The organism is Nocardia cerradoensis NBRC 101014 (assembly GCF_000308535.1).
Lineage (GTDB): Bacteria > Actinomycetota > Actinomycetes > Mycobacteriales > Mycobacteriaceae > Nocardia > Nocardia cerradoensis.
On the sequence record NZ_BAFW01000384.1, the window covers coordinates 1 to 24,403 of the forward strand.

Consider the following 24,403-nt stretch of genomic DNA (forward strand, 5'->3'; position numbering starts at 1 on the left):
ATTTCTCGCACTCGGGACATGGCCGGCTACGGTCCGAAAGAACAGCCAGGATGTTCCGGGTCCATCGTCGGTGCGGGCGGGAAACGGAGCCGACAGCACCGCGGGCAGGTGGCATGTGACGCAGCTTGTTTCGGGCCGCCGCAGCGAACTGCGGGAGGCCGCAGCGGAATTCGAGTAGCGGTCTACTCGGGTCGCCCGGCCCGTCGGTCCATACGCTGACAGCAACGTAGAAAGTTGATCGCTCGGCGTGGCTCGAACGGATGAAAGTAACGACGTCACCGCCGCAGAAGGATCCGGGTTTCGGTGCTGCTCAGCGCATTACGGTGGCGGCGAGCGTGAACGGCGTCCCGGTTCCGCGGCGGCGGTGCGGCTCGGCTTATCGCCGCACAGCACCGCCGGCGCGATACGACATCGGTACCGATGACGGTCGTCGTGGGGTTCGTTCCGGCGCTCGACGTCTGCCAGCGGGTCGTGGTTGTCGACACGACGTTCCTGGAGCGTGAGTGCTCGGCAGCGCGTACGGCGTCCGCCGCTACTGTGGAGGTTCTGGAAATCGGTGACTGATACCTGTTGAGGTTGGTTGTGATGGCAACGTCGGCGACGCCATATCACCATGGTGATCTGCCCAATGCGCTGGTGCGTGCGGCGATCGAGCTGCTCGAGGAAGGTGGGGCGTCGGAGCTGTCGCTGCGGGGGGCGGCGCGGCGGGCCGGCGTGTCCACTGCCGCGCCCTATCGCCATTTCGCCGATCGTGATGCCCTGTTGTCCGCGGTCGCGGCGGTGGGGTACCGCGATCTGGCCGCGCATCTGGCCGACGTCCACCCGGAGCGGGTGGACGTCGGCAGCCTCGGCGACATCGCCGTCGCCTATGTCCGATTCGCCCTGACCCGGCCCGGGATGTTCCGGGTGATGTTCACCGAGGCCTGCGATGCGACAAGTCCGGAGCGGGTCGCCGCGGTGGAGGCCATCCACAAGTACCTGGAAGCCCTTGTGCGACAAATCTTCCCGGACGCCGACGCGGAGCCCACCGCAACCGCGATGTGGGCGTTGGTCCACGGCCTGGCCTTCCTGCACCTGGACGGAAAGCTCGACGCCTCCTCCGAGAAGGTCGTCGACGAACGGGTGCGAGCGGCGGTGTCGGCGGTCCTCGATATTCCCCGGCTCGGCTGAGTTTCTCCTCCTACGCCGCGGCGCCGACGTCGGCGAGCAATCGCTGCGCCAGTTTCTCCGACGACTGGGGATTCTGGCCGGTGTACAGATTGCGATCGACGACGACATGTGGGCGCAACGGAAGCAGGGCCTTGGAGTATTCGACGCCGGTCTCTTTCAATTTGTCCTCGAGAAGCCAGGGCGCCCTTTTCGCGAACCGATTCAACAGTTCCTCGCGGTTGGACAGTCCGGTCATCCGGTAGCCGGCGAACGGGGAGTTCCCGTCGGGTGGGGTCGCGGCCAGAATGGCGGCCGGCGCATGGCACAGCAGGGCGAGGGGTTTGCCGGAGGCGAGCCGCTCGGTCAGCAGCGCCCCGGAGGTCGCGTCGTAGGCGAGATCTTCCATCGGACCGTGGCCGCCGGGGTAGAAGACGACGTCGTAGGCGTCCGGATCGACGGTGTCCAGGGCGACCGGATGCGCGAGAGCGCTGTCGATGCTGTCGAGATACTGCTTGATATCGCGGCGTTTCCAGGGCAGGCCGCCGGAGATTCCGAGACTCAGCCGATCGAGTGTCGGAGCCTTTCCGCCCGGAGTCGCGAGGGTGATGTCCCAGCCCGCCTCGGAGAAGATACGGTGCGGCACCGCCACCTCTTCGGCCCAATAACCCGAGGGATGTATTTCGCCGTCGTTCAACGTCCAGCGGTCGGCGGCAGAGATGACGAACAGGACTTTCGGCATTTCGCTTACCTCCTGTGGTTGTGAAAAGTTTATGTGACGGCTAGGGCGCCGTCGCCGGCAACAATCGGGTGATCAGACCCGCGACGGCCTCCGGTGCCTCCCACTGCGGGGTATGCCCGACCGCTCGAAGCGTGGTCGAAATCGACCCGTCGAATTCCACGGTAGGCACCTGAATTCGTGCGTCGAGTTCGCCGAAGGCCAACCGGCCCGGTTGTGGCAGGCGAGCCAGCCGGTCGGGCATGGTCAGGGATTCGGTGCGTCTGGTCGGGGATTCAGTGCGTCGTGACGCGGGAGGCCGGTGACGCGGCACGTTCGCGTCGCGTCGATGCCAGCCAGCGCGAGTAGCGGCGCAATGCGCGCGACTTCTCACGCTGGTCCGCGAGGAGAGCGAGCGCGGGCCGAATGCCGAGTGCGGGATCCTTTCCGGCGGCCATCCGTCGCATCTGGTAGCGGACCTGCGCCATCTGGGCCAGGGCGGCGAGGGGTTTGTCCGACCAGGTCACCGGCTTCAACGCGCCGGCCGCACCCAGTCCGTCGCGCCAGCGGTCGGGCAGATCCGGGGTGACGGCGAGCGCGGTGCCCAAGCCGACCACGGCGACATTCTTGGCGAGCACGCGCTCGGCGGTATCGATGCGCGTGATGCCGCCGGTCAACATCAGCGGAATCGGGCTGGTCTCGGCCAGTTCGGCGGCCAGCTCCAGGAAGTAGGCCTCCCGTGCCGCCGTGCGTCCGTCGGTGGGCCGCCCGGACATGGCCGGGCTTTCGTAGCTGCCGCCCGACACCTCGACCAGATCCACACCCAGACCGGCGAGCATGCCGATGACCTTGTGCGCGTCGTCGGCGTCGAATCCGCCGCGCTGGAAGTCGGCGGAGTTCAGTTTTACCGCGACCGCGAATTCGGGCGACACCACCGAACGGACGGCGCGCACGATGTCCAGCAGAATCCGCGCGCGGTTGGCGAGGGAACCGCCCCATTCGTCGGTGCGGTCGTTCACCAGGGGAGACAGGAACTGCGACAGCAGATACCCATGTGCCGCATGGATTTCCACGCCGTCGAAGCCCGCGCGTTCGGCCCGCTCGGCGGTGGTCGCGAACCGGGTGACGGTCTCGTGGATCTGCTCGGCGGTCATGGCGACCGGGCGGCCGAACCGCTTGGAATACCGGCCCACGTCGACGGCGATCTCGGACGGGCCCCACACCACTCCGGGCATATTCGCCTGCACCTGGCGACCGGGGTGGCTGATCTGCATCCACATCGCGGCTCCGGCGGCCTTTCCGGCCCGCGCCCACGCGGCGAACGGCTCGAGCGGGGAATCGGCGTCCAGGACGATTCCGCCGGGTCCGGTCAGCGCCTCGGCATGCACCATCACATTTCCGGTGATCAGCAGCCCCGCGCCGCCGGCGCCCCACCGCCGGTACAGCGCGATCAGCCGATCGTCGGGCAGCTGCGCCTTCCCGGCCAGACCTTCCTCCATGGCGGCCTTCGCGATGCGATTGCGCAGTATCTGCCCGGACCGTAATTCCACCGGCGAGAACAACGTGTCTCGTGTCGAAGCGCTGGGCACGGGGATCCCCCTTCCTGAGGTATGTTTGCGGCGTTCACACTGTGTGGACAGTGCTAACATAGGGGAAGATGTAAGCGGCGTCAACAATGGCTGGTGGTGAAGTATGGCACTGTCGACCCCGTCGTATCACCACGGGGATCTGCCCAACGCGCTGGTGTGTGCGGCGGTGGAGCTGCTGGAGGAAGGTGGTGCGTCCGAGCTGTCGCTGCGGGCGGCCGCGCGGCGGGCGGGTGTCTCCCCGGCGGCGCCCTATCGGCACTTCGCCGACCGTGAGGCGCTGCTGTCGGCGGTCGCCGCCGTCGGGTATGGGGATCTGGCCGAGCAACTGGCCGCGGCGCACCCCGAGCCGGCGACGCCCGAGGGGCTGGCGGCGGTGGCCAACGCCTACGTGCGATTCGCTCTGACGCGTCCGGGGATGTTCCGCGTGATGTTCGCCGAGCCCTGTGGTTCGGCCGATGTCGAGCGGGTCGCGGCCGAGGCGATCGAGCATTTCGTCGAAAACGTTGTGCGGCGGGCATTTCCGCGCGCCGATCCGAACGCCGCGGCGACCGCGGTCTGGGCGCTGGTGCACGGCCTGGCCTTCTTGCATCTCGACGGCAAGCTCGACGCGTCGTCACCGGAAGTCGTTGCGGCCACGGTGAACTCGACGTTGTTCGCCGCGCTCGGTGCCGGATGACACAACCTGCAGGCGCATCCCGATGCCGAACTCGTGATCGGCGGACGTCGCCGGAAGATCCACGCCCGCACCGCGAATCCGGAGGAACGGGCGCGGCTGTGGCCACAGATCACCGAGGCCTACGGGGGCTACGCGAACTATCAGACGCGGACCACGCGGGAGATCCCGGTGGTCATCTGCGAGCTGGAGGGCGCACGATGACCATGGCGCCGGCCGAATCGTAAGCTGGTGGAAGACCTAGGGCACGCCACGCATCCACCGACTGGAGAACCCGGTGACAGATAGTCGATCAGCCTCGAATCCGCGACGCACGATCGTCATAACCGGTGCCAGCGACGGCATCGGAGCGGTGACCGCGCGGGCGCTGGCCGCACCCGACGTCGATCTCGTCATCGTCGGACGGTCGGCGCACAAACTCGCCGCCGTGACCGCCGACACCGGTGCCACCGCCTTCACGGCCGATTTCGCCGTCCTCGACGACGTGCGCGGTCTCGCCGAGCAGATCGGAGAACATGCCGGCGCGATCGACGTGCTGCTCAACAACGCGGGCGGCCTCTTCGAGCCGCAGCAGCGGACCGTCGACGGGCACGAACCCAACTTCCAGATCAACCACCTGGCGCCGTTCCTGCTCACCAATCTGTTGCACGACAAACTCGCCGCCAACGGTGCGCTCGTGCTGAACACCGCGAGCATCGGCAACCTCTTCGGGCGCGTCGACATCTCCGATCTCGACTACCGGCGCCGCCGCGCCTTCAGCTGGCGCGCCTACGGGTCGAGCAAGCTGATGAACATCATGTTCACCCGCGGTATCGCGCAGCGCTGGACATCGGACGGAATCGTCTCCGCCGCAGTCCATCCCGGTCCCGTGGCCTCGAGCTTCGGCCGCGACTCCCGCGCCGTCGGCCTGCTCTACCGCACCCCGCTACGCCACGTCGGCACCATCACTCCCGCCCGTGGCGCCGAACCCCTGATCGAGCTGGCCCGCCGCGGCGCCGACCCGGAAATCAACGGCGTCTACTTCCACCGCCACCGAGCCAACGGCCCCGAGTCACCCCAAGCCCACAACCGCCGCCTCATCGACCAACTGTGGTCCGCCTCAGCCGATCTCGTCGGACTCGGGTGATCGAACCTTCCCGAGCTCGTGGCTTGTCGGTGCTATTCGGTGCGCAGCCAGACGATGAGCCTCCTGCCCGCCGTTGGGCTGATGGGTGTTCCAGACACATTGGCCCGCATTCGGCGCTCCTTGTGTGGATTGCCTCCGAACGGGCACTCCGGCCGCAGCGTCGGACCGTGACTCGGTAGTACATTGTCGGCAGGTTCCCAAGAGGTTCCGGCTGACCGCGCGGCAGTCGGCCGTCGAGTTCCGTGCTTATCAGCGATGCGGCGTCAGGGAGGAAATGTGGATATCACCCAGTTGATCCTCGATGACCATCACGAGCAGCGGCGGTTGTTCGCGATTCTGGAGCAGATCGACCGAGGGGACACCGCTGCGCTGGGGGCGATCTGGGACAGGCTGGCGGCCTTTCTCGAATTGCATGCGCAGGCCGAGGAGGAGATTTTCTATCCCGCGCTGCTGCAGGTGGGGATGGCGGCTCGGCGGGCGAGCGGGGCGGAGGACGAGACGCTCGACGCGATCCACGACCACAACGAGATCAGGGATGCGGTCGCCGACGTAGGGCGGCACCAGGTCGGCACCGACGAGTGGTACGCGGCGGTCGCGGCGGCGAATCTGGCCAACAGCGATCATATGGCCGAGGAAGAGCGAGAAGGGCTCACCGACTTCCGCCGGCTGGCCGGGTTGCAGCGCCGCCATCACCTTGCGGTCGCCTTCGCCGCGTACGAGGCGCGCAACTACGCCGGTGTCGTGTCCGTCGACAAAGACCCTGCCGGCTATGTCCGCGCGGCGGAGGAGGCGTTGCGGACCGGGGCCAACGGATCGCTCAGCGTGGGGAGTTTGAAGCGAATTCCGCCCGGCTGAAGACCCCAGGCGAGCGTGGGCGAGGCGAATGCCCGTGTGCGCGTGGCACTCTGGACACGTGCCTCTCCCGGCGGGTCGCCGCCGGCACGACAACGCTAGGAGGTCGCAGGACATGGTAAGCGTTATCGGTGGTGGGATCGCGGGCAGTTGCCTGGCCGGTGGTCTCGCACGGCGCGGGCAGCGGGTGGCGGTCTACGAACAACAGCGCCCCGGACCCGGAGCCGGCGCGTTTCTGTTCATCGACGGGCGTGGGCACGACGCGATGGAGGCGATGGGCGTCGATCGTTCGGCGCTGCACGAGGTTTCGTATCCGCTGGCGGGACTCGACTACGAGGACAGCCGCGGGCGGCGCAGCGCAATGCCCAGTCGCGGGCATCGTTTCTGGTTGCGCCGCAACCTCATGGGCGTGCTGTCGGAGTTCGTCGCGGGCTCCGGCGCCGAGTTGCGCTACGGCGAGCCGATCACAGGCGTGACCGTGAGCGACGAACACCACGCCATCCGGCGCGGCTCCGAGGTCGTCACCGCCGAGGGACTGCTGATCGGCGCCGACGGTATCGACTCCGTCGTCCGCGCCGCCCTGGAACCCGCCCGCATTCCCGTCTACGCCGGTGACGTCGTGCTGTACGGAATGACCGGCACGCCACTGGATCCGCCGCCGCCCACCAACCCCGCAGTCCTCCACTTCTTCGCCGAGGTCGCCGAAGACGGCAGTCCCGGAAGCACTTTCGGCCACATCTGGCGTCCGGAGGATCCGGCGGCCCTGTGGTTCGTGCGGATCCCGCGCGATCCTCTTCCCGGCACCCGCGACGATATCGGGATGCGGCCGGTCGACGAATGGGCCGAAACCGTCCTGGCCGCAACACCTTCCAGCCGGTCGCTGGTGTCGGCCTTCCTGTCGCGGACAGAACTGGTACACGTCAGCAACGCGCGCAATGTCCCCCTGGAAGGTGCACGGGGACCACAGGATTCGTTCATCCTCATCGGTGACGCCGACCACGCGATCACGCCGGCCGCGGGAGTGGGCGCCCGTGACGCGCTCGAGGACGCCCGCGCGGTCTTCGACGCGATCCTCGGCACCGCCTCACCCGCCGAAGCGATGACGCAACGCCGCAAGCAGATCGTCACCGACCGCGAAGCGGCTCTGCGGGCGCGGCGACGATAGCGACTACCGCACCGGCAGTCCCGTGAGCCGGGCGAGGGCGGTGTAGCCGTCGTCGGTGCCGGGCCAGTGGGCGCGGACCGCGTCCGGGCCGGCGGCGCGAACGACGCCGCGCAGGACCGCGGTGACGATGATGGCGTCGTCGGCGTATCCGATGACAGGGATGATGTCGGGGATCAGGTCCAGGGGGAAGGCGAGGTAGGCCAGCACCAGCCAGAGCCGGATCCGCACGCCGCGTGGCAGGGACCGATCGGCGGCCAAGCGGCGGATCAGGCGCAGGGTGTCGGGCAGGATCCGCATGGCTTCCCGCAGCAGATTGCCGCGCGGCCGGATGATGATCAGCACCGTGATCAGCGCAATCCAGCACACGATGAGCGCGGCGGCGGCCGCGATCACCAGATCCCACCACCACGAGCCGGTCACGTTCGGTATCCCACCATCCGTGTCGCCTCGGCCCGCGGTGGGGTCCTCGGATTCGATGGTGTTCGGGTGCTTCGTCCCGCAGCAGTGCACGTCAGTCCACGTTTGCCGATAGCTTGCCGCGGTGCGCGGCGGTACTGTGTTCACAAGCCTCCGCGGTCGGATGGGAGAGCATCGTGAGCGACGAATCGGCTCGCAAGATATTCACCGAACTCAAGGAACGCGCCGGGCGGCGCCTCGTCAGCGGACCGGAGCGTTCGTTCATTCCGGACGCCGATCTCGACGAGTTCTGGGCCACGCTGGAGCCCGCGACCATCGATTTCATGATCGGTGAATGGCAGGGCGGCGAATTCGACACCGGCCACCGGGAGAACGGAACGCTGGCTCTCATCAACTGGTTCGGCAAGACGTTCGACTCGGCCGCCGACGTGAAGCCGCTGATCTGTCTGGACGCCGACGGCAACAAGTACTCGAACACCGACAACGGTGAGGGCAGCCTCTGGATGGAGGAATTTCGCGGCGAGGTCACCGCGACGATGGTGTTCGACGGGCAGCCCGTGCACGACCATTTCAAGAGGATCGACGACGACGCCGTGATGGGCATCATGGACGGCAAATACGCCCTCGACGACGGCCGCTACGCCTACTTCTATCTCGAACGGGTCTGATCCGGCGCCGATGAGCGCGCGGCGGACGACGGAATCGAAGTCGAACCGCGCCGATGAATTTCGGGCGCACACGACGTCTATCCCGTCATGAGGCGACTGAGCTACGGGATCAGCATGTCCCTGGACGGCTACATCAACGACCGCGACGGCAGCATCGACTGGTCCAATCCGGACGACGAGTTGCACCAGTTCCACAACGATCGGTATCGGGACATCGAGATTTCCCTGCACGGTCGTCGCCTCTACGAGCTGATGGCCGACTACTGGCCGCACGTGCCCGAGGACGCGCCGCCGATCCAGCGCGAATTCGGCAGGTTGTGGACGGAGAAGCCGAAGGTCGTCTTTTCCCGGACACTGACCGAGGTGCACTGGAACAGCACGCTGGTCGGCGAGAACGCGGTCGAGCAGGTGCGCCGGCTGAAGGCCGAGGGCGACGGCGTCATGGAGGTCGGGGGCGCGACTCTCGCGGCGTCGCTGATTCCGCACGGGCTCATCGACGAGTATCAGGTATTCGTCCTGCCCGTGGTGCTCGGCGGCGGGACACCGATGTTTCCCCTGCTGGACGAGCGTATATCGCTGCGGCTGGCGGAGACGAGGCATTTCGATACGGCGGTCATGCTGCGCTACGTCGTCGACTGAGGAGGGGTCCGGCTCGAGGGGGCGAAAACGTCATCCAGCGGGGCCCAACCGACTTGCGATCTGGTAGACGTTGCCGAACGGGTCGCGGACCATGGCACGGCGGTCACCGTACGGCGTGTCGAGCGGTGCCTCCAGCGTGACCGCGCCCGGGGTCAGGAACGCGACCGCCGCAGGTTGATCGTCGACCACCATGCGCGGTGTCACCGAATGAAAGTCGCCGTTGTGCAGGTGCTCTCACTCGGGCACAGTTCGGTGCGGCGGTGACGGGGTCGTCGGCGCCGGTTGATGATCGTTCGAGGCTCGGGTAGCGGAAAGCAGGCGATGCGGTGGGTGTGTACGTGGTGACCGGGGCGGCGTCCGGAATGGGGCGGGCCGCGGCGGAGAAGTTGCGCGAGCGGGGCCATACGGTGGTCGGGGTCGATCTGCGGGACGCCCAGGTGGTCGCGGATCTGTCGACTCCGGACGGGCGCCGCTCCGCGATCGACGGTGTACTCGCGCAGGTGGACGGGCATCTCGACGGCGCGATCCTCGCCGCGGGGGTGGGGCCGGCGCCCGGTGCCGACCGGCCGCGGCTGATTGTCGAGGTGAACTATCGCGGCGTCGTCGAGCTGCTCAACGGTTGGCGCTCGGCGCTGGCGCGCGCGGACGAGGCGAAAGTCGTTGTCTTCGGCAGCAATTCGACGACCACCACGCCGCTGGTGCCGCGCCGGGCGATTCGTGCGCTGCTGGCCGGTGACACCGAGAAGGCGCTGCGGGCGTTGCGGATCTTCGGCAGGAATGCGCCGTCGATCGCGTACGGGACGTCGAAGATCGCGGTGAGCCACTGGGTGCGCCGCCAGGCGACGACCGCGCAGTGGGCGGGAGCGGGGATCCGGCTCAACGCCCTGGCGCCCGGCGCGGTGCTGACGCCGCTGCTGGAGAAACAGCTCGCGACCGCGGCCGAGGCCAAGAACATCGAGCGGTTCCCGGTTCCGATCGGCGGCTTCGGCGATCCGGGCGATCTGGCCGAGTGGGCGGTGTTCATGCTGTCGCCGGCGGCGCGTTTCCTGTGCGGCAGTGTCGTTTTCGTCGACGGCGGCAGTGACGCCTACTTCCGTGCCGGCGACTGGCCGCGCGCTGTCCCGCTGCGCAAGCTGCCCGGTTATCTGTGGCGATTCTTCGGCCCGGGTCCGCGCTGAACGCTTCGGGCCCTCAGACCGCGGCGAGTTCGTATCGCAGTACCTCGCTCGCGGCGCGTTCACCCGAGCGAACCGCTCCGTCGACCCACCCGCACATGACGGCCGAACTTTCGGTTCCGGCCCAGTGGATGCGTCCGCACGGTTCGCGCAGCGCACGGCCGAACTGGGTGAGCACCCCGGTCGGGAGGTGACTGAGCATTCCGCCACCGGAATAGCGTTCGGCGCTCCAGTCCTGCTCGAGGTAGTCGACCGGGGAACCGGCTCTGTTCCCGAACCTGGTGACCAGTTCACGCACTATGGCCGTCCTGCGTTCGGTGGCGTCGAGCCGGCCGATCCGTCGTGCGGTGGGCCCCTCCGTGATGACGCACAGCACTCCGGGCCGCGCGGTATCGGTGCAGGCGTCGATGGTGACGGTGGCCGGTGATCCCGGCGCGGCCGACTGCCCGGACAGTCCGTCGTAGCGCCAGAACGGCTCGTCGTAGACGACGGAGGTTTTGATGATCGAGCCACTCGGTACGCGCTGATGCAGGAACGAGCGATCGACCGGCAGCATCGGCTCGTACCGGATCTGACCGGCGACCGCGAGCGGGACGGCGACGATCGCCCGATGAGCGCGCAGCGTCGACGCTCCGGCGTGCACGGTCACCCCGGCCTCGTCCTGCTCGATGCCGCGCACCGGCTGCGACAGGTGGATCGAGTCGCCGACCTGGTCCGCCATCGCACCGTAGATCGCGCCCATACCGCCCACGGGCCGGGAGTCCTGGGCGCCGCCGCGGACGCTGAACATGAAGTTCGGCCCGCCCCCGGATGCCATCTGATACAGCGCGAAGAGCATCGACACTTCCGAGGCGGCGGAGGTGTAGCTGCCCGCGACAGCGGTCTCGAGCAGATCGTGGGCGGTCTTCGACCGGATGCGAGTCAGCCACTGCGCCAACGTGATCCGATCCCATTTCTCGGCTTTGCGGGCGTCCCACGGCGCCTCGAGCGGGATCGACCTGCACAGGTAGGCGAGTTCGGCGAAGCCGGCGCCGAGGTTGATCGAGGCCCACGGACTCATCGTCCACGGGATCGTGCCGGTGTAGCGGTACTGCTCGCCGTCGACGACCATCATCGCCTCGCCGTCGGTGTACTGCCGGTAACTCCCGATCCCGAACTCGTCCATCAGGGCACGGATGCGGTCCTGCCCGGGCCCGATCCACGCGCCGCCGCGGTCGATCCAGCAACCGTCCGGGCGCACCTCGGTGAACGTGCGCCCGCCGAGCCGGTCACGCGCTTCGAGCACCGCCACCGATCGGCCTGCCTGTTTCAGTCGCAGCGCGGCGGTCAATCCGGCGAATCCGCCACCGACCACGCAACAGTCCACGTCTGTCATCGAGAGCCGCCTTCGTGTCGACCTTCTCCGGGCCATCGGGCCACGGCACCGCTCGCATTCACGACCTCGTCGCTACGAACCACTTCGGTCATCGACATCTCAGACGGGCAATTTTATAGCAAACCTCGAGGGTGGCGGACCGGAAGTCCGGCGCCTACCCCAGCCGAGCGGTCGAGACGGCCGCCGGGGAGCCGTCGCGGGGAACGAGCGCGACGCGCCTGCCCGAGATCCTCAGCCGCAGACCGGCGGCCCGGGCGAGGACGAGGCCGATCAGCGCCGCCGATGCCGCCGAGACCGCCCCGCAGGCGAACAGGCCGAGCCGGGGGCCGAACTCCTCGGTGAGCCATCCCACGATCGGGCCGCCGATAGGGGTGCCGCCGGTGAAGACCATCATGTACAGCGACATCACCCGCCCCCGCATAGCCGGGTCGGTCTCCAGTTGCACCATCGAGTTGCCGGACGTGTTGAAGGTGAGTCCGAGCAGGCCCACCACCGCGAGCAGCACGGTGAAGAGCCAGTAGTCCGGTGCGAAGGCGGTGACCGCCTCGAGTGCGCCGAAGCCGACGGCGGTGGCGACCAGCATGCGCATGCGAACCCGCCCGCGGCGGCTCGCCAGCAGCGCACCCGCGAGCGAACCCACGGCCAGTGCGGTGTTGAGCAGCCCGTACTTGCCGGCGTCGACATCGAAGACGTGATAGGCGAAGCCCGACAGCACGGTGGGGAAGTTGTAGCCGAAGGTGCCGATGAAGCCCACCATGACGATCGGCCAGAGCAGTTGCGGATGTGCTCGCACGTAGCGGAGACCGTCGCGCAGTTGCCCTTTCCGCCGGGGCAGGCGTGGCACCGGTGTCAGCTCCGACGGTCGCATGGCGAGCAGACCGGCGATGACGGCGGCGAAGGAGCAGGCGTTGATCGCGAAGGCCCAGCCGGAGCCGACGGCGGCGATCAGCGCTCCGGCGACCGCCGGCCCGACCAGGCGCGCGGCCTGGAAGTTCGCGGAGTTCAGGCTGACGGCGTTGCGCAGTCGCTGCCGGCCGACGATCTCCGGGACGAACGACTGACGGGTCGGGTTGTCGACCACGGTCACCATGCCCAGCAGAAAAGCCAGCAGGTAGACGTGCCACACCTCGACCGTGCCGGTCAGTGTCAGGACCGCGAGGACCGCGGCGAGCACGCCCATGGTGGCCTGGGTGAGGACCAGTAGCCTCCGTTTGGGAACGCGGTCGGCGATGACGCCGCCGTAGAGACCGAACAGCAGCATCGGCAGGAACTGCATGGCAGTGGTGATGCCGACGGCGAACGAGCTACCGGTGAGGCCGAGCACCAGCCAGTCCTGCGCGATTCGCTGCATCCAGGTGCCGGTATTCGAAACCACCTGGCCCGCAAAGTAGTAGCGGTAGTTCGGGACGGTGAGGGAGGCGAACATCCCGCCCGTGCGTTCCGGCGGTGCCGGTGCGGGCAGATCGGGCGGAAGCGTATCGGGAGCGGTGGTGGTCGGGTAGTCGTCGGTGCGGATCGCGGTCAAAACTGCCTTTCCTGCGTTCAGCTCCTTGTTCGGTGAAGAGCAACGGTCGGTTGCTGCGGATGGGCCGGAGGGTGGATGCGGCGTGATCGCGACACCGCTCCACGTTGCTTAGCCTATCTAATTAATTATACTGCACGGGATCCCGCGACCGGCCGGCGGTTTCTGTGCGGTTGGCGATACGACGGCGCCGGATTCTTTACGATTTCCCTACGCCTCGCGGCCGCCGGGTTCGGGTTTGCCGGATTTAGGCTGATTAATCGTGGTTTCACCGATCGACGTCGCCAAACGTGTTGTGCTGGGACGACCGTTTCGCAGCGATCGGCTCGGTGAGACGCTGTTGCCGAAGCGGCTGGCATTGCCGATCTTCGCGAGCGATCCGCTGTCCTCGGTGGCGTATGCGACCCAGGAAATTCTGCTCATCCTGACCCTGGGCGGCCTCAGCTACCTGTATCTGACACCGTGGGTCGCCGGCGGTGTCGTGGTGCTGCTGGCGGTGGTCGCGTTGTCGTATCGCCAAGTCGTGCGCGCCTATCCCTCGGGCGGCGGATCCTACGAGGTCGTCGCCGAAAACCTCGGTGCGATACCGGGTTTGGTGGTGGCGGCGGCGCTGCTGGTCGACTACGTCATGACCGTGGCCGTGTCGGTCGCGGCGGGTGTGGACAACATCATCTCCGCCGCGCCGGCGTTGAACCCACATCGGGTGCTGATCGATATCGGGTTCATCGTGGCGCTCACCGCCATGAACCTGCGCGGGGTGCGAGAATCCGGCCGCGCGTTCGCCGTGCCGACCTATGGATTCGTCGCCGGCGTCATGGTGATGATCTCGATCGGCCTGATCGAGACCCTGATCGGACACGCACCGGTCGCCGAGAGCGCGCACTACCAGATCCACGCCGCGCACGCCGGCCTCGGTACGGCCGCGGTGGCGTTTCTCGCGCTGCGGGCGTTCTCCTCGGGATGTACGGCACTGACGGGCGCCGAAGCGATCTCCAACGGGGTACCGGCGTTCCGGAAACCCAAGTCGCTCAACGCGGCCCGCACGATGACCGCGATGGGTGTGCTGGCGATCGCCATGTTCACCGGTGTGACCGCGCTGGCCATGATCACCCACACGCGCGTCGCCGAGAACACCTGCGATCTGATCGGATTTCCCGGCGATTGCCGCACCGACGCCCAGAAGACCGTGATCGCGCAGATCGCGGGGGCGGTGTTCGGCGACACCAGCCCGGGCTTCTACTACCTGATGGTCACCACCGCGCTGATCCTGATCCTCGCCGCGAACACCGCCTACAACGGGTTCCCGCTGTTGACCTCGATCCTGGCTCAGCATCGCTACCTGCCGCGCCAGCTGCACACGCGCGGCGACCGGCTCGCCTATTCCAACGGCATCATCCTGCTGGCCGCGGTCGCCGCCGGGTTGATCTACGCCTTCGACGGGCAGACCACCAGGCTCATCCAGCTCTACATCGTCGGCGTGTTCACCTCGTTCACGTTGTGCCAGACCGGCATGGTCCGGCACTGGAATCGCGAGCTGGTCGGCGTGACGGCCCCGGCGCAACGGCAACGCATCCACCGAGCCCGGGCGATCAACGCGTTCGGCGCCTGTTTCACCGGTGTCGTGCTAGTCGTGGTCATGATCACCAAGTTCGGCCACGGCGCCTATCTCGTGGTCATCGCGATGCCGTTGCTGGTGCTGATGATGTATTCCATCCACACCCACTACACGAGCGTGCGCGCCGAACTCGATATCGACCCGGACGAGGAAACAACTCTGCCCGGCCGGGTGCATGCGATCGTGCTGGTTTCGGACTGGCACAAGGCAACTCAGCGGGCGGTTCAATTCGCGCGCGCGACCCGTCCCGACACCCTCACCGCGATCACGGTCAACGTCGACGACAGTGATACCAGGGCACTGACCCAGTCCTGGGAGAGCCACGATGTCACCATCCCGCTGAAGGTCGTGGAGTCGCCCTACCGCGAAATCACCCGCCCCGTCGTCGAATACATCAAGCGAGTCCGCGGCTCACGGCCCCGGGACGTCGTCAGCGTCTACATTCCGGAGTACGTCGTCGGGCACTGGTGGGAAAATCTGCTCCACAACCAGAGTTCGCTGCGGCTCAAGGCGCGCCTGCTGTTCGAACCGGGTGTGATGGTCACCAGCGTGCCCTACCAGTTGCGCTCCTCGCGAAATCGCAAGCCGCCCACCGTCACACCGAGCCCCGGGCAGGTCCGGCGCGGCATCGTCGCCCCCTGATTCGCGACCTGCGCCGCGATCAGCTATCGGCTCGGCCGGTGACGAGTGTGAATGCCACTGCCCCACATCCGAATCCGTGCGGGCACCTCACCAAGGATTCGTAGCGGCCGGGCCGACGGGTTATCGCCGCCGGCGAGGCGCTGCCGAGCGGGGTGGCGCCGCACGCATGTGGTCGCGCACCGGAGACAGCAGAGCGGCCAGTGTCGTGGTGTCCTCGCGCGACAACGGCTCGAACAGTTGCTGGTTGACGACCTCGGTATGGCCGGGCAGCACCTCGGCGAGCAGGGACCGGCCGGCATCGGTGATCGTGACGGTGACGCTGCGCTCGTCGTCCGCGGAGGGGGCGCGCGTGACCAGGCCCGCCTTTTCGAGCAGACCTGCCTGATAGGTCAGTCCGCTGCGGCTGTAGACGACGCCGTCGGCCAGGTCGGTCATGCGCTCACTGCCCGTGGGGGAGTCGAGGCCGAGTCGCGCCAGTAGCTGGAACTGCACGTAGCTCAGATCGCCGGCGTCTCGCAGCTGTTGCTCGACCGCGTGCCGCAGCAGGCCGGCCACCTCCATGAGGGCGAAGTACGCGCCCAGTTGGGCGGCATCCAGTGGCCGCGGGCTCTCCGACATGGCACGACTGTACAACTCTTGCTTCGATTTCGAAACTCTTGCTTCGAATTCAAAGCACTGCTACGGTTGCGGAGTGCTTCGAGTTCGAAGCACATCACATCGAGAGTGAGGCACCACGATGAAGGCGATCCGATTTCACGAGTACGGCGATCCCGGCGTTCTTCGCTACGAGGACGTCGACCTTCCTGTTCCCGGTCCCGGACAGGTGCGGGTGCGCGTCGCGGCGACCTCGTTCAACTCCGTCGACGGCAATATTCGGGCGGGATTCATGCAGGGCCCGATGCCGCTGACCCTGCCGCACATCCCCGGCCTGGACCTCGCCGGAACCGTCGACGCGCTCGGCGAGGGTGTCGCCGAATGGGCGGTCGGTGAGCGGGTCGTCGGCTTCCTGCCGTTCACCGGCGACGGCGCCGCGGCGGAGTATGTCCTCGCGCCCGCGGAGATTCTGGCGGCGGCGCCCGCGAATATCCCGCTCGCCGATGCGGCCGCACTGCCGGTGGTCGGTCTCACCGCGTGGCAGGCCCTGTTCGACCACGCCGGATTGAAGCCCGACCAGCGGATTCTGATCAGCGGCGCCGGCGGAGCCGTGGGTGGTTACTCGTTACAGCTGGCCAAGGCGGCCGGCGCCTACGTGATCGCCACCGGCAGCCCCCGCAGTCGCGAGCGCGTCGCGGCGCGGGGTGCCGACGAGGTCATCGACCACACCACCACGGATGTGGCCGCCGCGGTGGCCGAGCCGGTCGACGTCCTGCTCAATCTCGCGCCGATCAGCCCGGCCGAGTTCGCGGCGCTGGCCGGACTGGTCCGCGACGGCGGCGTGGTGGTCGGTACCACCGTGTGGATGCCCGCCCCGGCGGACGAGGCGCGCGGTGTGCGCGCGGTGGACGTCTACGTCCGCAGCGATGCGCGGCAATTGGCGGAACTCGTTGCGCGCGTGGATCTTCGCGAGCTGATCGTGGATGTCGACGAGCGGGCTCCGCTGGCCGAGCTGGCGTCGGTGCACACCCGGGCGGCCGCGGGGACGCTGCCGGGCAAGGTCGTCGTTCTTCCGGCCGCAAACTGATACGTCGGTGTTCAGAAACTGGACACTTCACGATGCTCGATTCATCCCACTATGGCTTCCATCCCATCGTGTTGTATCCAGGAGGTTTCGATGACGGTCGTCTCCGAGTTCCCGATCCGGGCGGACGTTCGGGCGGTACTCAGCGGTCGAAAGCAGCTGCTGATCGACGGCGAATGGACCGATGCCGGATCGGGTCGGACGTTCCCGACGAACAATCCCGCCGACGGCAGCGTGCTGGCGGAGGTGGCCCACGGCGAGGCGGCCGACGTGGATCGCGCCGTCCGCGCCGCCCGCCGCGCGTTCGACAACGGGCCGTGGCAGTGGATGAAACCCAATGAGCGCGAACGGTTGCTGTGGCGGGTCGGCGACATCCTCTCCGAACGCGCGGAGCAGTTCGGCGAACTCGAGGCGCTGGACAACGGTAAATCCGCCACGATCGCCACCGTCGTGGACACCGCATGGGCGGCCGACGTCTTCCGCTACTACGCGGGCTGGGCGACCAAGATCGTGGGCAGCACGGTGGATGTGTCGATGCCGTTCGCGCCGCCCGGCAGCCGGTTCCACGCCTACACCCTGCGCGAGCCGGTCGGTGTCTGCGGGTTGATCGTGCCGTGGAACTTCCCGCTGTTGATGGCGGCCTGGAAACTCGCCCCCGCCCTGGCTGCCGGAAATACGGTGGTGCTCAAGCCCGCCGAGCAGACACCGCTGACCGCGTTGCTGCTGGGAGAGGTGTTCCAGGAGGCCGGATTCCCGCCCGGCGTGGTCAATATCGTGACCGGATTCGGTGATGCCGGCGCCGCCCTGGCCGCGCACGACGGCGTCGACAAGGTCGCCTTCACCGGATCCACGGAGGTCGGCAAGCTGGTCGTCGACGCCGCCAAGGGCAATCTGAAGAAGGTCTCGCTGGAACTGGGCGGCAAGAGCCCCAATGTGGTGTTCGCCGACGCGGATTTCGACGCCGCGGTCACCGGCTCGCTCAACGCCTGGCTGTTCAATCACGGCCAGTGCTGTGTCGCGGGGACGCGACTGTATGTGGAGGACAAGATCTTCGGCGATTTCACCGGCGCGGTGGCCGAGGCCGCCTCCCGGGTGAAGATCGGCCCCGGCTTGGACCCGGCCACCGAACTGGGCCCGCTGGTATCGCAGGAGCAGTTCGACCGTGTCACCGGCTATCTGCAGGCCGGTCTCGCCGACGGTGCCACGGCGCTGACCGGCGGAGGCCGCCACGGCGACACCGGATACTTCGTGCAACCGACCGTATTCGTTGATGTGCGGCCCGAATTCAGCATCGTGCGCGAGGAGATCTTCGGCCCGGTCGTGGCGGCGCTGCCGTTCGATGCCGACGAAGGCCTCGCGGCGGCCGCGCACCAGGCCAACGATTCGATCTACGGCCTGGCCGCGGGCATCTGGACCCGTGACATCTCCAAGGCGCACCGGGTGGCCCGCGAGTTGAAAGCCGGCTCGGTGTGGATCAACCAGTACAACGGCTTCGACACCGCGATGCCCTTCGGTGGTTACAAGCAGTCCGGCTGGGGTCGTGAACTCGGTCCGGACGGCCTGGACCTGTATCTGCAGACCAAGTCGGTCAACGTCGCCCTCTGATCCCAGCGCAGGAGAACTTTCGTGAAGACAACAGCAGCAGTACTCATCGAGCCCGGCAAACCCTTCGAGCTGATGGAACTCGACCTGGACGGTCCCGGTCCCGGCGAGGTCCTGATCCGCTACACCGCCGCCGGATTGTGCCATTCCGACCTGCATCTGACCGACGGTGATCTGCCGCCGCGCTATCCGATCGTCGGCGGGCACGAGGGATCGGGAATCATCGAGGAGGTCGGTCCCGGCGTCACCAAGGTCGCTCCCGGCGATCATGTGGTGTGCAGTTTCATTCCCAACTGCGGCACCTGCCGGTACTGCTCGACCGGCCGGCAGAATCTGTGCGATATGGGCGCGACCATCCTGGACGGCTGTATGCCCGACGGGACGTTCCGATTCCATTCCGGCGGAGTGGATTTCGGCGCGATGTGCATGCTGGGGACCTTCGCCGAGCGGGCGACGATCTCCCAGCATTCGGTGGTGAAGGTCGACGACTGGCTGCCCCTCGAGACCGCGGTCGTCGTGGGTTGCGGGGTGCCGACGGGGTGGGGCAGCGCCGTCTACTCGGGCAACGTGCGCGCCGGTGACATCACGGTGATCTACGGCATCGGCGGCCTGGGCATCAATTCGGTGCAGGGCGCCGTCCACGCCGGGGCCAGGTACGTCGTGGTGGTGGATCCGGTCGGCTTCAAACGCGAGATGGCGCTGAAAATGGGGGCCACCCATGCCTTTCCGACGGCCGAGGAGGCGGCCGAGAAGGTCGTCGAACTGTCCTGGGGGCAGGGCGCAGATCAGGCGATCATCACCGTCGGCACGGTGACCGAGGAGGTCGTGTCGGCCGCCGTCGGCATCATCGGCAAGGGTGGGATCGTGGTCGTCACGGGCCTGGCCGATCCGGCCAAGCTCACCGTTCACGTCTCCGGCGCCGACCTGACGCTGAACGAGAAGACCATCAAGGGCACGCTGTTCGGATCCGCCAACCCGCAGTACGACATCGTGCGGCTGCTGCGGCTCTACGACAGCGGTCAGTTGCAGCTGGACGAGCTGATCACCACGCGATATTCGCTCGAAGACATCAATCAGGGCTATCAGGACCTGCGCGAGGGCAAGAATATCCGTGGTGTGGTGATCCACGCCGGATCGTAGGTCCGGCCGCGGCCGCCGCGACGGTGGCGGCCGCGGTCCCCGCCCCGGAACCGCGGGAAGGCCGGGGAACCGCGACCGGCGTGAGTGTGCCCGGCAGACAGGAGGTAGCACCCGATGGCGACATCGCAGTGCGGCGATGCGACGGCCTCGGCGCCGCGCCGGGAAATCGAGTTGTCGTGGCGGCGCTCGAAAATATCCGGCGTGCCACCCGAATTCGACGGATTCCCCGATCTGCCCGCGGTGGAGGTCGATCCACGCAGCCGGCTGCTCGAGGCCGCGCGACCGGTGCTCGATCAGATGGCGGTCGCCCTCGCCGACACCGCCTACAGCCTGCTGCTCGCGGATCGCGACTGCCGGCTGGTCTACCGGTGGTTCGGCGATCCGCGTTTCGAACAGGCGCTGGACACACTCGGCATCCGGAGCGGGACCAGCCTCGCCGAGGACACCTTCGGAACCAATGCGCTGGGTACCGCGCTGGAAACCCGCCGCGGCATCGCCGTCAACGGCTCCGAGCACTACATCGAGCGCTTCAAGGGATTCACCTGCTACGGTCACCCGATCCTGCATCCGGTCACGCGCCGTCTGGTCGGTGCATTGGACATCACCAGCACCAACACCCACGCCGATCCGTTGCTCGGTCCCTTCCTGCAGCGGGCGGCGCAGGACATCGAACAGCGGTTGCTGGATCAGGCCAAGGCGTCCGAACGTGCGCTGCTGGCCGCGTTCCAGACCGTGTCCCGGCAGCGGCGCGCCATCGCCGCGGTCGGTGACGACATCGTGCTGACCAACAAGAGCGCGGTGGATCTGCTCGGTCCCTCCGACTACGCGCTGTTGCGTCTGCTGGCCGAGCGGACCGTGGCACATCCGCGGGTCACCGAGGTTCGGCTCGCCTCCGGTGCGGCGGTGCGCATTCATCTGTCGCAGGCGCCCGGCGCCGGCACCGGCATGCTGTTCCACCTCGAACCCATCGACGAGGTGGCGACCGTGACGATGGTGCGGACGGACAGCACCAGGCAGCGGGCGTTGGACGGCGCGACGGCGGGGCCGGTTCTGATCGTGGGCGAACGGGGATCCGGCCGCAGTGGCGAGGCTCGGCGGATGACGCGCGGTGAAGAGGTGGAATTCCACCAGTGCGCGGAGGTCGCGGCGGGTGGCGCCCAGCAGTGGATCGACAGGTTGCGGGCGGACCTGTCCCGTCCCGGCGGCGCGGTGTGCGTCGACGGCGTCGATGCCCTGCCGGAGCCGGTCGTGGACCAGTTGATCGACGCGATCGACGCCGCTCGCGGCCGCAGGGTACTGCTCACCTCGCTGCCGCTGCGCGACAGCCACGGCGCGCACGCGGCGCTGGCGGCCAGGTGCGTGCAGCGGGTGGACCTGGCGCCGCTGCACGAACGCGCCGCCGAACTGCCCGCGATCACGAAAACCCTGCTGCACGAGCTCGATCCGTCCGCCGACGTGCGGTTGCTGCCGAGTGTGATCGAACTGCTCGCCACCCATCCGTGGCCCGGCAACCTGCACGAACTCAAGGCCGTGCTGGCGCACGTGCTGCGGCACCGTCATCGCGGTGACGTGACCGTGGCCGACCTTCCGGACCGTTACCGCGTGTCCTCGCGGGCCCGCCGCCTCTCCGGGCGTGAGCGCGCCGAACGCGATGCCATCGTCGAGGCGCTGCGGCGCAATCAGGGCAACAAACTCAAGACCGCACACGACCTCGGCATCAGCCGCACCACGCTGTACGCCCGGCTCAAGGCGCTGCGAATCACCGACGGCCGCACGTCGTTCGGCCGTCCCGCGTGCCGATAGCGCGGGGACGGCCGTCAGTGCCGCGACCGCGGAAACCGTCGCGGCAGGGCCTGACTCGGCCGCTGCCGGGACCGGATCACTTGCGTGCGACGGCCGCGTAGGCGGACACCTGGGCGTCCATCTTCTTCGGCGGTGCGACACCGTCGGGGTGCCAGCGGTGCGGTACCTCGACGCCCGGTTCGATCAGCTCCATGCCGTCGAAGAAGCGCGCGAACTCGTCGCGGGTGCGGACCTGGCACGGCAGGCCGCTGCGGCGGTAGATCTCGACCACGGTGCCTATCGCCGCCGGATCGAAGTCCGGGGTCACGTGTGTCATCACCAGGTACGAGCCCGGTACGAACCGCTTCATCAGCGTCTCGATGATGCCGTAGGCGTCCTGCTCGTCGGGCACGAAATGCATCAGCGCGTTGAGGCTGACCGCGACCGGCCGGGTCAGGTCCAGTGTCTCGTGCAACCCGGGGGCATCGAGAATCGCTTCGGGAGTGGTGACGTCGGCGGAGATGTAGTTGGTGCGTCCCTCCGGAGAGCTGATCATCAACGCCCGGGCGTGGACGAGCACGATCGGATCGTTGTCGACGTAGACGACTCGTGCGTCGGGGGCGACCTCCTGGGCCACCTGATGCAGATTCGGCTCGGTCGGGATACCCGTTCCGATATCGAGGAATTGGCGAATCCCCGCGTTCGCCAGGAATCGTGTCACGCGGTGGATGAAGGCCCTGTTCTGCTGCGCGGCCGTCCGCACTCCGGGCCAGGTCGCCACGACCTTCTCGGCCGCTTCCGCATCCGCGCTGTAGTGGTCCTGGCCGCCGAGGTAGTAGTCGTACATGCGGGCGGTGTGGGGCTGGTTCTGTCGCAGGTCGACAGGGGCGCCGGATTCCACGGTCGCAGTCCTTTCCGAGACGAAGTGGCCCTGGCGAAACGCGGTGCGCCGGGTCGAACGTGTTGCGGGCAACGGGAATCGGCGACCCGGCCGATTCCCGCACGCCGGGTGAGTCTACCCGGCGCCCCCGGCGCAGACCCGGTTCTCCGACGATCTTGTCGCCGCCCGCTCTACCACGACGGCCTCACCGAGGCCCGCGTCCGTGGCCGCGAACGCCGCGGTGGAAAACACCTTCGCGAGTTCAACGACGCTCGTGTTCCGTTGAGGCGTACCATGTTTCGGCGAAGCGGTCCAGGCTACTTGCCGCTGAAGACCGGGAATTTTCCGGCTTCGCCGTAATCGCGGAACTGTTCCATGGTGCGCAACGTGTGCATGTCGTCGTCGGAGATCACGAAGTCGACCTGAGCGTTGCTTCGCATGTGGTCCGGATTCGCCGTTTTCGGCAGCGGGAGAGTGCCGAGCTGCAGCGTGTAGCGGATGCACAGCTGGGGCACGGTCACTCCGTAGCGATCCGCCATCGCGGCGATCTCCTGGTTGTTCAGTATTTCCCCGTGTGCGATGGGGGAGTAGGCCTGCACGAGGATGTCCTTGCGCCGGCAGTAGTCGATGAGGTCGGCCGGGGTGTTTCCGACGTGGACCAGCAGTTGATTCACCTGCGGTGCGACCGTGCAGGCCGAGAGGATGTTGTCGAGGTCGCGCTGTTCGAAGTTGGAAACACCGATGGACCGCAGCTTCCCCGCTCGATACGCGTCCTCGAGGGCACGCCACGCCTCCCGATTGCCCTCCGCGTAATCCCCGCCCCGGAAATCGGCCCAGGGCTGCGGACTGTGGATCAGCATGAGGTCGATGTAATCGAGCCCCATCGTGTCGAGCGACCCGTCGATGGCGGCCGCCGCGTCGGCGTAGTTCTTGATCTCCGCCGCCAGTTTGCTGGACACGAACAGATCGTCCCGGGCGACGCCGCAGGTGCGGACCCCTTCCCCGACGCCTCGTTCGTTCCCGTACGCCTGCGCGGTGTCGATATTGCGGTATCCGATCTCTACGGCATCGGCCACCGCCCGGGCGGCTTTGTCGTCGTCGATGAACCAGGTGCCCAGGCCCAGCTTGGGCGCCTGCACCCCGTTGGACAGCGTGTACGTCTCGTTCACAACCATCGATCTCGACTCCTTCTGTCGTCGAAACATTTGCGGGAGAGGGATTGTCGATTCGGTCGCGCACCGATCCGGCCGTCGGCGGCGCGGCAGCGGACATCGGCGTACAGCCGTCGACTACCCACTGCGGCCCGGCTGTACCGCTACCGAGATCGATGCGGTTGACGACGGTGTCATGTTCACCACGAGGTGCCCAGCTCAGCGGCTTCACAGCATGGTCGTGGAACGCTGGCGCGCGTTCGTCCGTCCGTCCGACAGAAAGTCCTTCGATGTCGACTCTCAATGGGCTGCCCGCTCATATTCTGCTGGTTCACTTCGTGGTGGTCCTGGTGCCGTTGACCGCCGTGCTCACCATCGTGTGTGCGCTGTGGCCGGCGGCGCGCCGGCGGTTCGTGTGGCTGAACCTGTCGCTGGCTGTGGTGGTCGTCGTCCTGACTCCGATCACCACCGAGGCCGGTGAATGGCTCGAGCGCCGGGTCGGTGCGAATCCCGACCTGCGCACCCACACCCACCTCGGCGACACGTTCCTCTACTTCGCCGTCGCGTCGGTCGTCGCGGCGGGCCTGATCGCCGTGGTTCATGTGCGGGAGAGCCGTGAGCGCGGGCTCTCCCGCCTGCTGGTGGGCGCGGTGGCGGTCGTCGCGATCGCGGCGAGCGCGGCCGCGACCGTGCAGATCTACCGCATCGGCGAATCCGGGGCGGGTTCGGCCTGGCACGGAGCGGCGACGCGGCCCGCGCACGCGCGCGCCGCGACGCAGGGCGCCACGTCGTCGCGGTGAACGGCTCCGCAATTCGATGCAACCTGTTCTAATCGGGGTGTCCGGGCC

At 67.6% G+C, this 24,403-nt stretch carries 25 protein-coding genes; 15 read left to right on the top strand and 10 right to left on the bottom strand.

From position 1 onward, the window contains the following. The first annotated feature begins 585 nt into the window (after positions 1–585). Entirely contained in the window at positions 586–1,170 is a 585-nt protein-coding gene (locus ON23_RS33845) for a TetR/AcrR family transcriptional regulator (RefSeq protein WP_039783681.1), read from the top strand. A 10-nt stretch (positions 1,171–1,180) separates the two neighbouring features. Here the strand turns inward: ON23_RS33845 and ON23_RS33850 are convergent, their stop codons facing one another. From ON23_RS33850 to ON23_RS33860, 3 genes are read right to left on the bottom strand one after another with little or no spacing between them, the layout of a single operon-like run. Beyond that, positions 1,181–1,888: a type 1 glutamine amidotransferase domain-containing protein gene (locus ON23_RS33850; protein ID WP_039783684.1), complete on the bottom strand. Its 708-nt coding sequence runs from the start codon at positions 1,886–1,888 to the stop codon at positions 1,181–1,183. Between the two features lie 40 nt (positions 1,889–1,928). Continuing rightward, complete coding sequence (locus ON23_RS33855) at positions 1,929–2,129, bottom strand: hypothetical protein (RefSeq protein WP_039783686.1); 201 nt, start codon at positions 2,127–2,129, stop codon at positions 1,929–1,931. Between the two features lie 31 nt (positions 2,130–2,160). Then, positions 2,161–3,453 (bottom strand): NADH:flavin oxidoreductase/NADH oxidase family protein, encoded by a 1,293-nt coding sequence (locus ON23_RS33860; protein WP_039783688.1) that lies wholly within the window; start codon positions 3,451–3,453, stop codon positions 2,161–2,163. Positions 3,454–3,556: 103 nt separating this feature from the next. Between ON23_RS33860 and ON23_RS33865 the strand changes: the two genes are divergently transcribed. The 5 genes from ON23_RS33865 to ON23_RS33885 all read left to right on the top strand — a co-directional run bounded on the left by ON23_RS33865 (position 3,557) and on the right by ON23_RS33885 (position 7,269). Then, the gene (locus tag ON23_RS33865) at positions 3,557–4,129 is read left to right on the top strand and encodes a TetR/AcrR family transcriptional regulator (RefSeq protein WP_039783690.1); all 573 of its coding nucleotides are present in this window, start codon (positions 3,557–3,559) and stop codon (positions 4,127–4,129) included. Positions 4,130–4,135: 6 nt separating this feature from the next. Continuing rightward, the gene (locus ON23_RS33870) at positions 4,136–4,330 is read left to right on the top strand and encodes a nitroreductase/quinone reductase family protein (protein WP_083904409.1); all 195 of its coding nucleotides are present in this window, start codon (positions 4,136–4,138) and stop codon (positions 4,328–4,330) included. Positions 4,331–4,403: 73 nt separating this feature from the next. After that, positions 4,404–5,252, top strand: a complete 849-nt coding sequence (locus ON23_RS33875; protein WP_039783692.1) for an SDR family NAD(P)-dependent oxidoreductase — start codon at positions 4,404–4,406, stop codon at positions 5,250–5,252. 276 nt (positions 5,253–5,528) lie between these two features. Further along, positions 5,529–6,107, top strand: coding sequence for a hemerythrin domain-containing protein (locus ON23_RS33880; RefSeq protein WP_039783693.1), 579 nt, complete (start codon positions 5,529–5,531; stop codon positions 6,105–6,107). 112 nt (positions 6,108–6,219) lie between these two features. After that, complete coding sequence (locus ON23_RS33885; protein ID WP_157170374.1) at positions 6,220–7,269, top strand: FAD-dependent oxidoreductase; 1,050 nt, start codon at positions 6,220–6,222, stop codon at positions 7,267–7,269. A 3-nt stretch (positions 7,270–7,272) separates the two neighbouring features. Here ON23_RS33885 and ON23_RS33890 read toward each other — a convergent pair whose 3' ends face one another. Then, a complete protein-coding gene (locus ON23_RS33890) occupies positions 7,273–7,689 on the bottom strand; it encodes a YkvA family protein (protein WP_039783741.1) in 417 nt (138 codons plus the stop codon). Positions 7,690–7,862: 173 nt separating this feature from the next. On the opposite strand from ON23_RS33890, the gene ON23_RS33895 reads away from it, so the two are divergent. After that, positions 7,863–8,354 (top strand): DUF4334 domain-containing protein, encoded by a 492-nt coding sequence (locus ON23_RS33895; RefSeq protein ID WP_039783696.1) that lies wholly within the window; start codon positions 7,863–7,865, stop codon positions 8,352–8,354. 87 nt (positions 8,355–8,441) lie between these two features. Then, positions 8,442–8,993 (top strand): dihydrofolate reductase family protein, encoded by a 552-nt coding sequence (locus tag ON23_RS33900; protein ID WP_039783698.1) that lies wholly within the window; start codon positions 8,442–8,444, stop codon positions 8,991–8,993. 30 nt (positions 8,994–9,023) lie between these two features. Here ON23_RS33900 and ON23_RS38335 read toward each other — a convergent pair whose 3' ends face one another. Further along, positions 9,024–9,197, bottom strand: coding sequence for a VOC family protein (locus ON23_RS38335; RefSeq protein ID WP_157170375.1), 174 nt, complete (start codon positions 9,195–9,197; stop codon positions 9,024–9,026). Positions 9,198–9,319: 122 nt separating this feature from the next. Here ON23_RS38335 and ON23_RS33910 point away from each other — a divergent pair, with 122 nt between their 5' ends. Next, the gene (locus tag ON23_RS33910) at positions 9,320–10,171 is read left to right on the top strand and encodes an SDR family oxidoreductase (protein ID WP_039783700.1); all 852 of its coding nucleotides are present in this window, start codon (positions 9,320–9,322) and stop codon (positions 10,169–10,171) included. A 13-nt stretch (positions 10,172–10,184) separates the two neighbouring features. On the opposite strand, the gene ON23_RS33915 is transcribed toward ON23_RS33910, so the two are convergent. After that, the gene (locus ON23_RS33915; protein ID WP_039783702.1) at positions 10,185–11,543 is read right to left on the bottom strand and encodes a flavin monoamine oxidase family protein; all 1,359 of its coding nucleotides are present in this window, start codon (positions 11,541–11,543) and stop codon (positions 10,185–10,187) included. A gap of 154 nt (positions 11,544–11,697) precedes the next feature. Continuing rightward, positions 11,698–13,068: an MFS transporter gene (locus tag ON23_RS33920; RefSeq protein WP_223273720.1), complete on the bottom strand. Its 1,371-nt coding sequence runs from the start codon at positions 13,066–13,068 to the stop codon at positions 11,698–11,700. Positions 13,069–13,327: 259 nt separating this feature from the next. Here ON23_RS33920 and ON23_RS33925 point away from each other — a divergent pair, with 259 nt between their 5' ends. After that, complete coding sequence (locus ON23_RS33925; RefSeq protein ID WP_039783706.1) at positions 13,328–15,322, top strand: APC family permease; 1,995 nt, start codon at positions 13,328–13,330, stop codon at positions 15,320–15,322. Between the two features lie 120 nt (positions 15,323–15,442). On the opposite strand, the gene ON23_RS33930 is transcribed toward ON23_RS33925, so the two are convergent. Continuing rightward, complete coding sequence (locus tag ON23_RS33930; RefSeq protein ID WP_039783707.1) at positions 15,443–15,940, bottom strand: MarR family winged helix-turn-helix transcriptional regulator; 498 nt, start codon at positions 15,938–15,940, stop codon at positions 15,443–15,445. Positions 15,941–16,058: 118 nt separating this feature from the next. Here ON23_RS33930 and ON23_RS33935 point away from each other — a divergent pair, with 118 nt between their 5' ends. From ON23_RS33935 to ON23_RS33950, 4 genes are all read left to right on the top strand, one after another. Beyond that, positions 16,059–17,003, top strand: a complete 945-nt coding sequence (locus tag ON23_RS33935; RefSeq protein ID WP_039783708.1) for an NADP-dependent oxidoreductase — start codon at positions 16,059–16,061, stop codon at positions 17,001–17,003. Between the two features lie 90 nt (positions 17,004–17,093). Further along, positions 17,094–18,605 carry an aldehyde dehydrogenase family protein gene (locus tag ON23_RS33940; RefSeq protein ID WP_039783709.1) on the top strand — a complete coding sequence of 504 codons (1,512 nt, stop codon included), beginning with the start codon at positions 17,094–17,096 and terminating at the stop codon, positions 18,603–18,605. A 21-nt stretch (positions 18,606–18,626) separates the two neighbouring features. Further along, positions 18,627–19,742, top strand: a complete 1,116-nt coding sequence (locus ON23_RS33945) for an NDMA-dependent alcohol dehydrogenase (protein WP_039783711.1) — start codon at positions 18,627–18,629, stop codon at positions 19,740–19,742. Positions 19,743–19,856: 114 nt separating this feature from the next. After that, positions 19,857–21,545 carry a sigma-54-dependent Fis family transcriptional regulator gene (locus ON23_RS33950; RefSeq protein WP_063821399.1) on the top strand — a complete coding sequence of 563 codons (1,689 nt, stop codon included), beginning with the start codon at positions 19,857–19,859 and terminating at the stop codon, positions 21,543–21,545. Positions 21,546–21,621: 76 nt separating this feature from the next. Here the strand turns inward: ON23_RS33950 and ON23_RS33955 are convergent, their stop codons facing one another. Both ON23_RS33955 and ON23_RS33960 read right to left on the bottom strand, forming a co-directional pair. Then, positions 21,622–22,425 carry an SAM-dependent methyltransferase gene (locus tag ON23_RS33955; protein WP_051043731.1) on the bottom strand — a complete coding sequence of 268 codons (804 nt, stop codon included), beginning with the start codon at positions 22,423–22,425 and terminating at the stop codon, positions 21,622–21,624. 296 nt (positions 22,426–22,721) lie between these two features. After that, positions 22,722–23,579: an aldo/keto reductase gene (locus ON23_RS33960; protein WP_039783713.1), complete on the bottom strand. Its 858-nt coding sequence runs from the start codon at positions 23,577–23,579 to the stop codon at positions 22,722–22,724. 266 nt (positions 23,580–23,845) lie between these two features. Between ON23_RS33960 and ON23_RS33965 the strand changes: the two genes are divergently transcribed. Continuing rightward, positions 23,846–24,355 (top strand): DUF2231 domain-containing protein, encoded by a 510-nt coding sequence (locus ON23_RS33965; RefSeq protein WP_051043732.1) that lies wholly within the window; start codon positions 23,846–23,848, stop codon positions 24,353–24,355. The last annotated feature ends 48 nt before the right edge of the window (positions 24,356–24,403 follow it).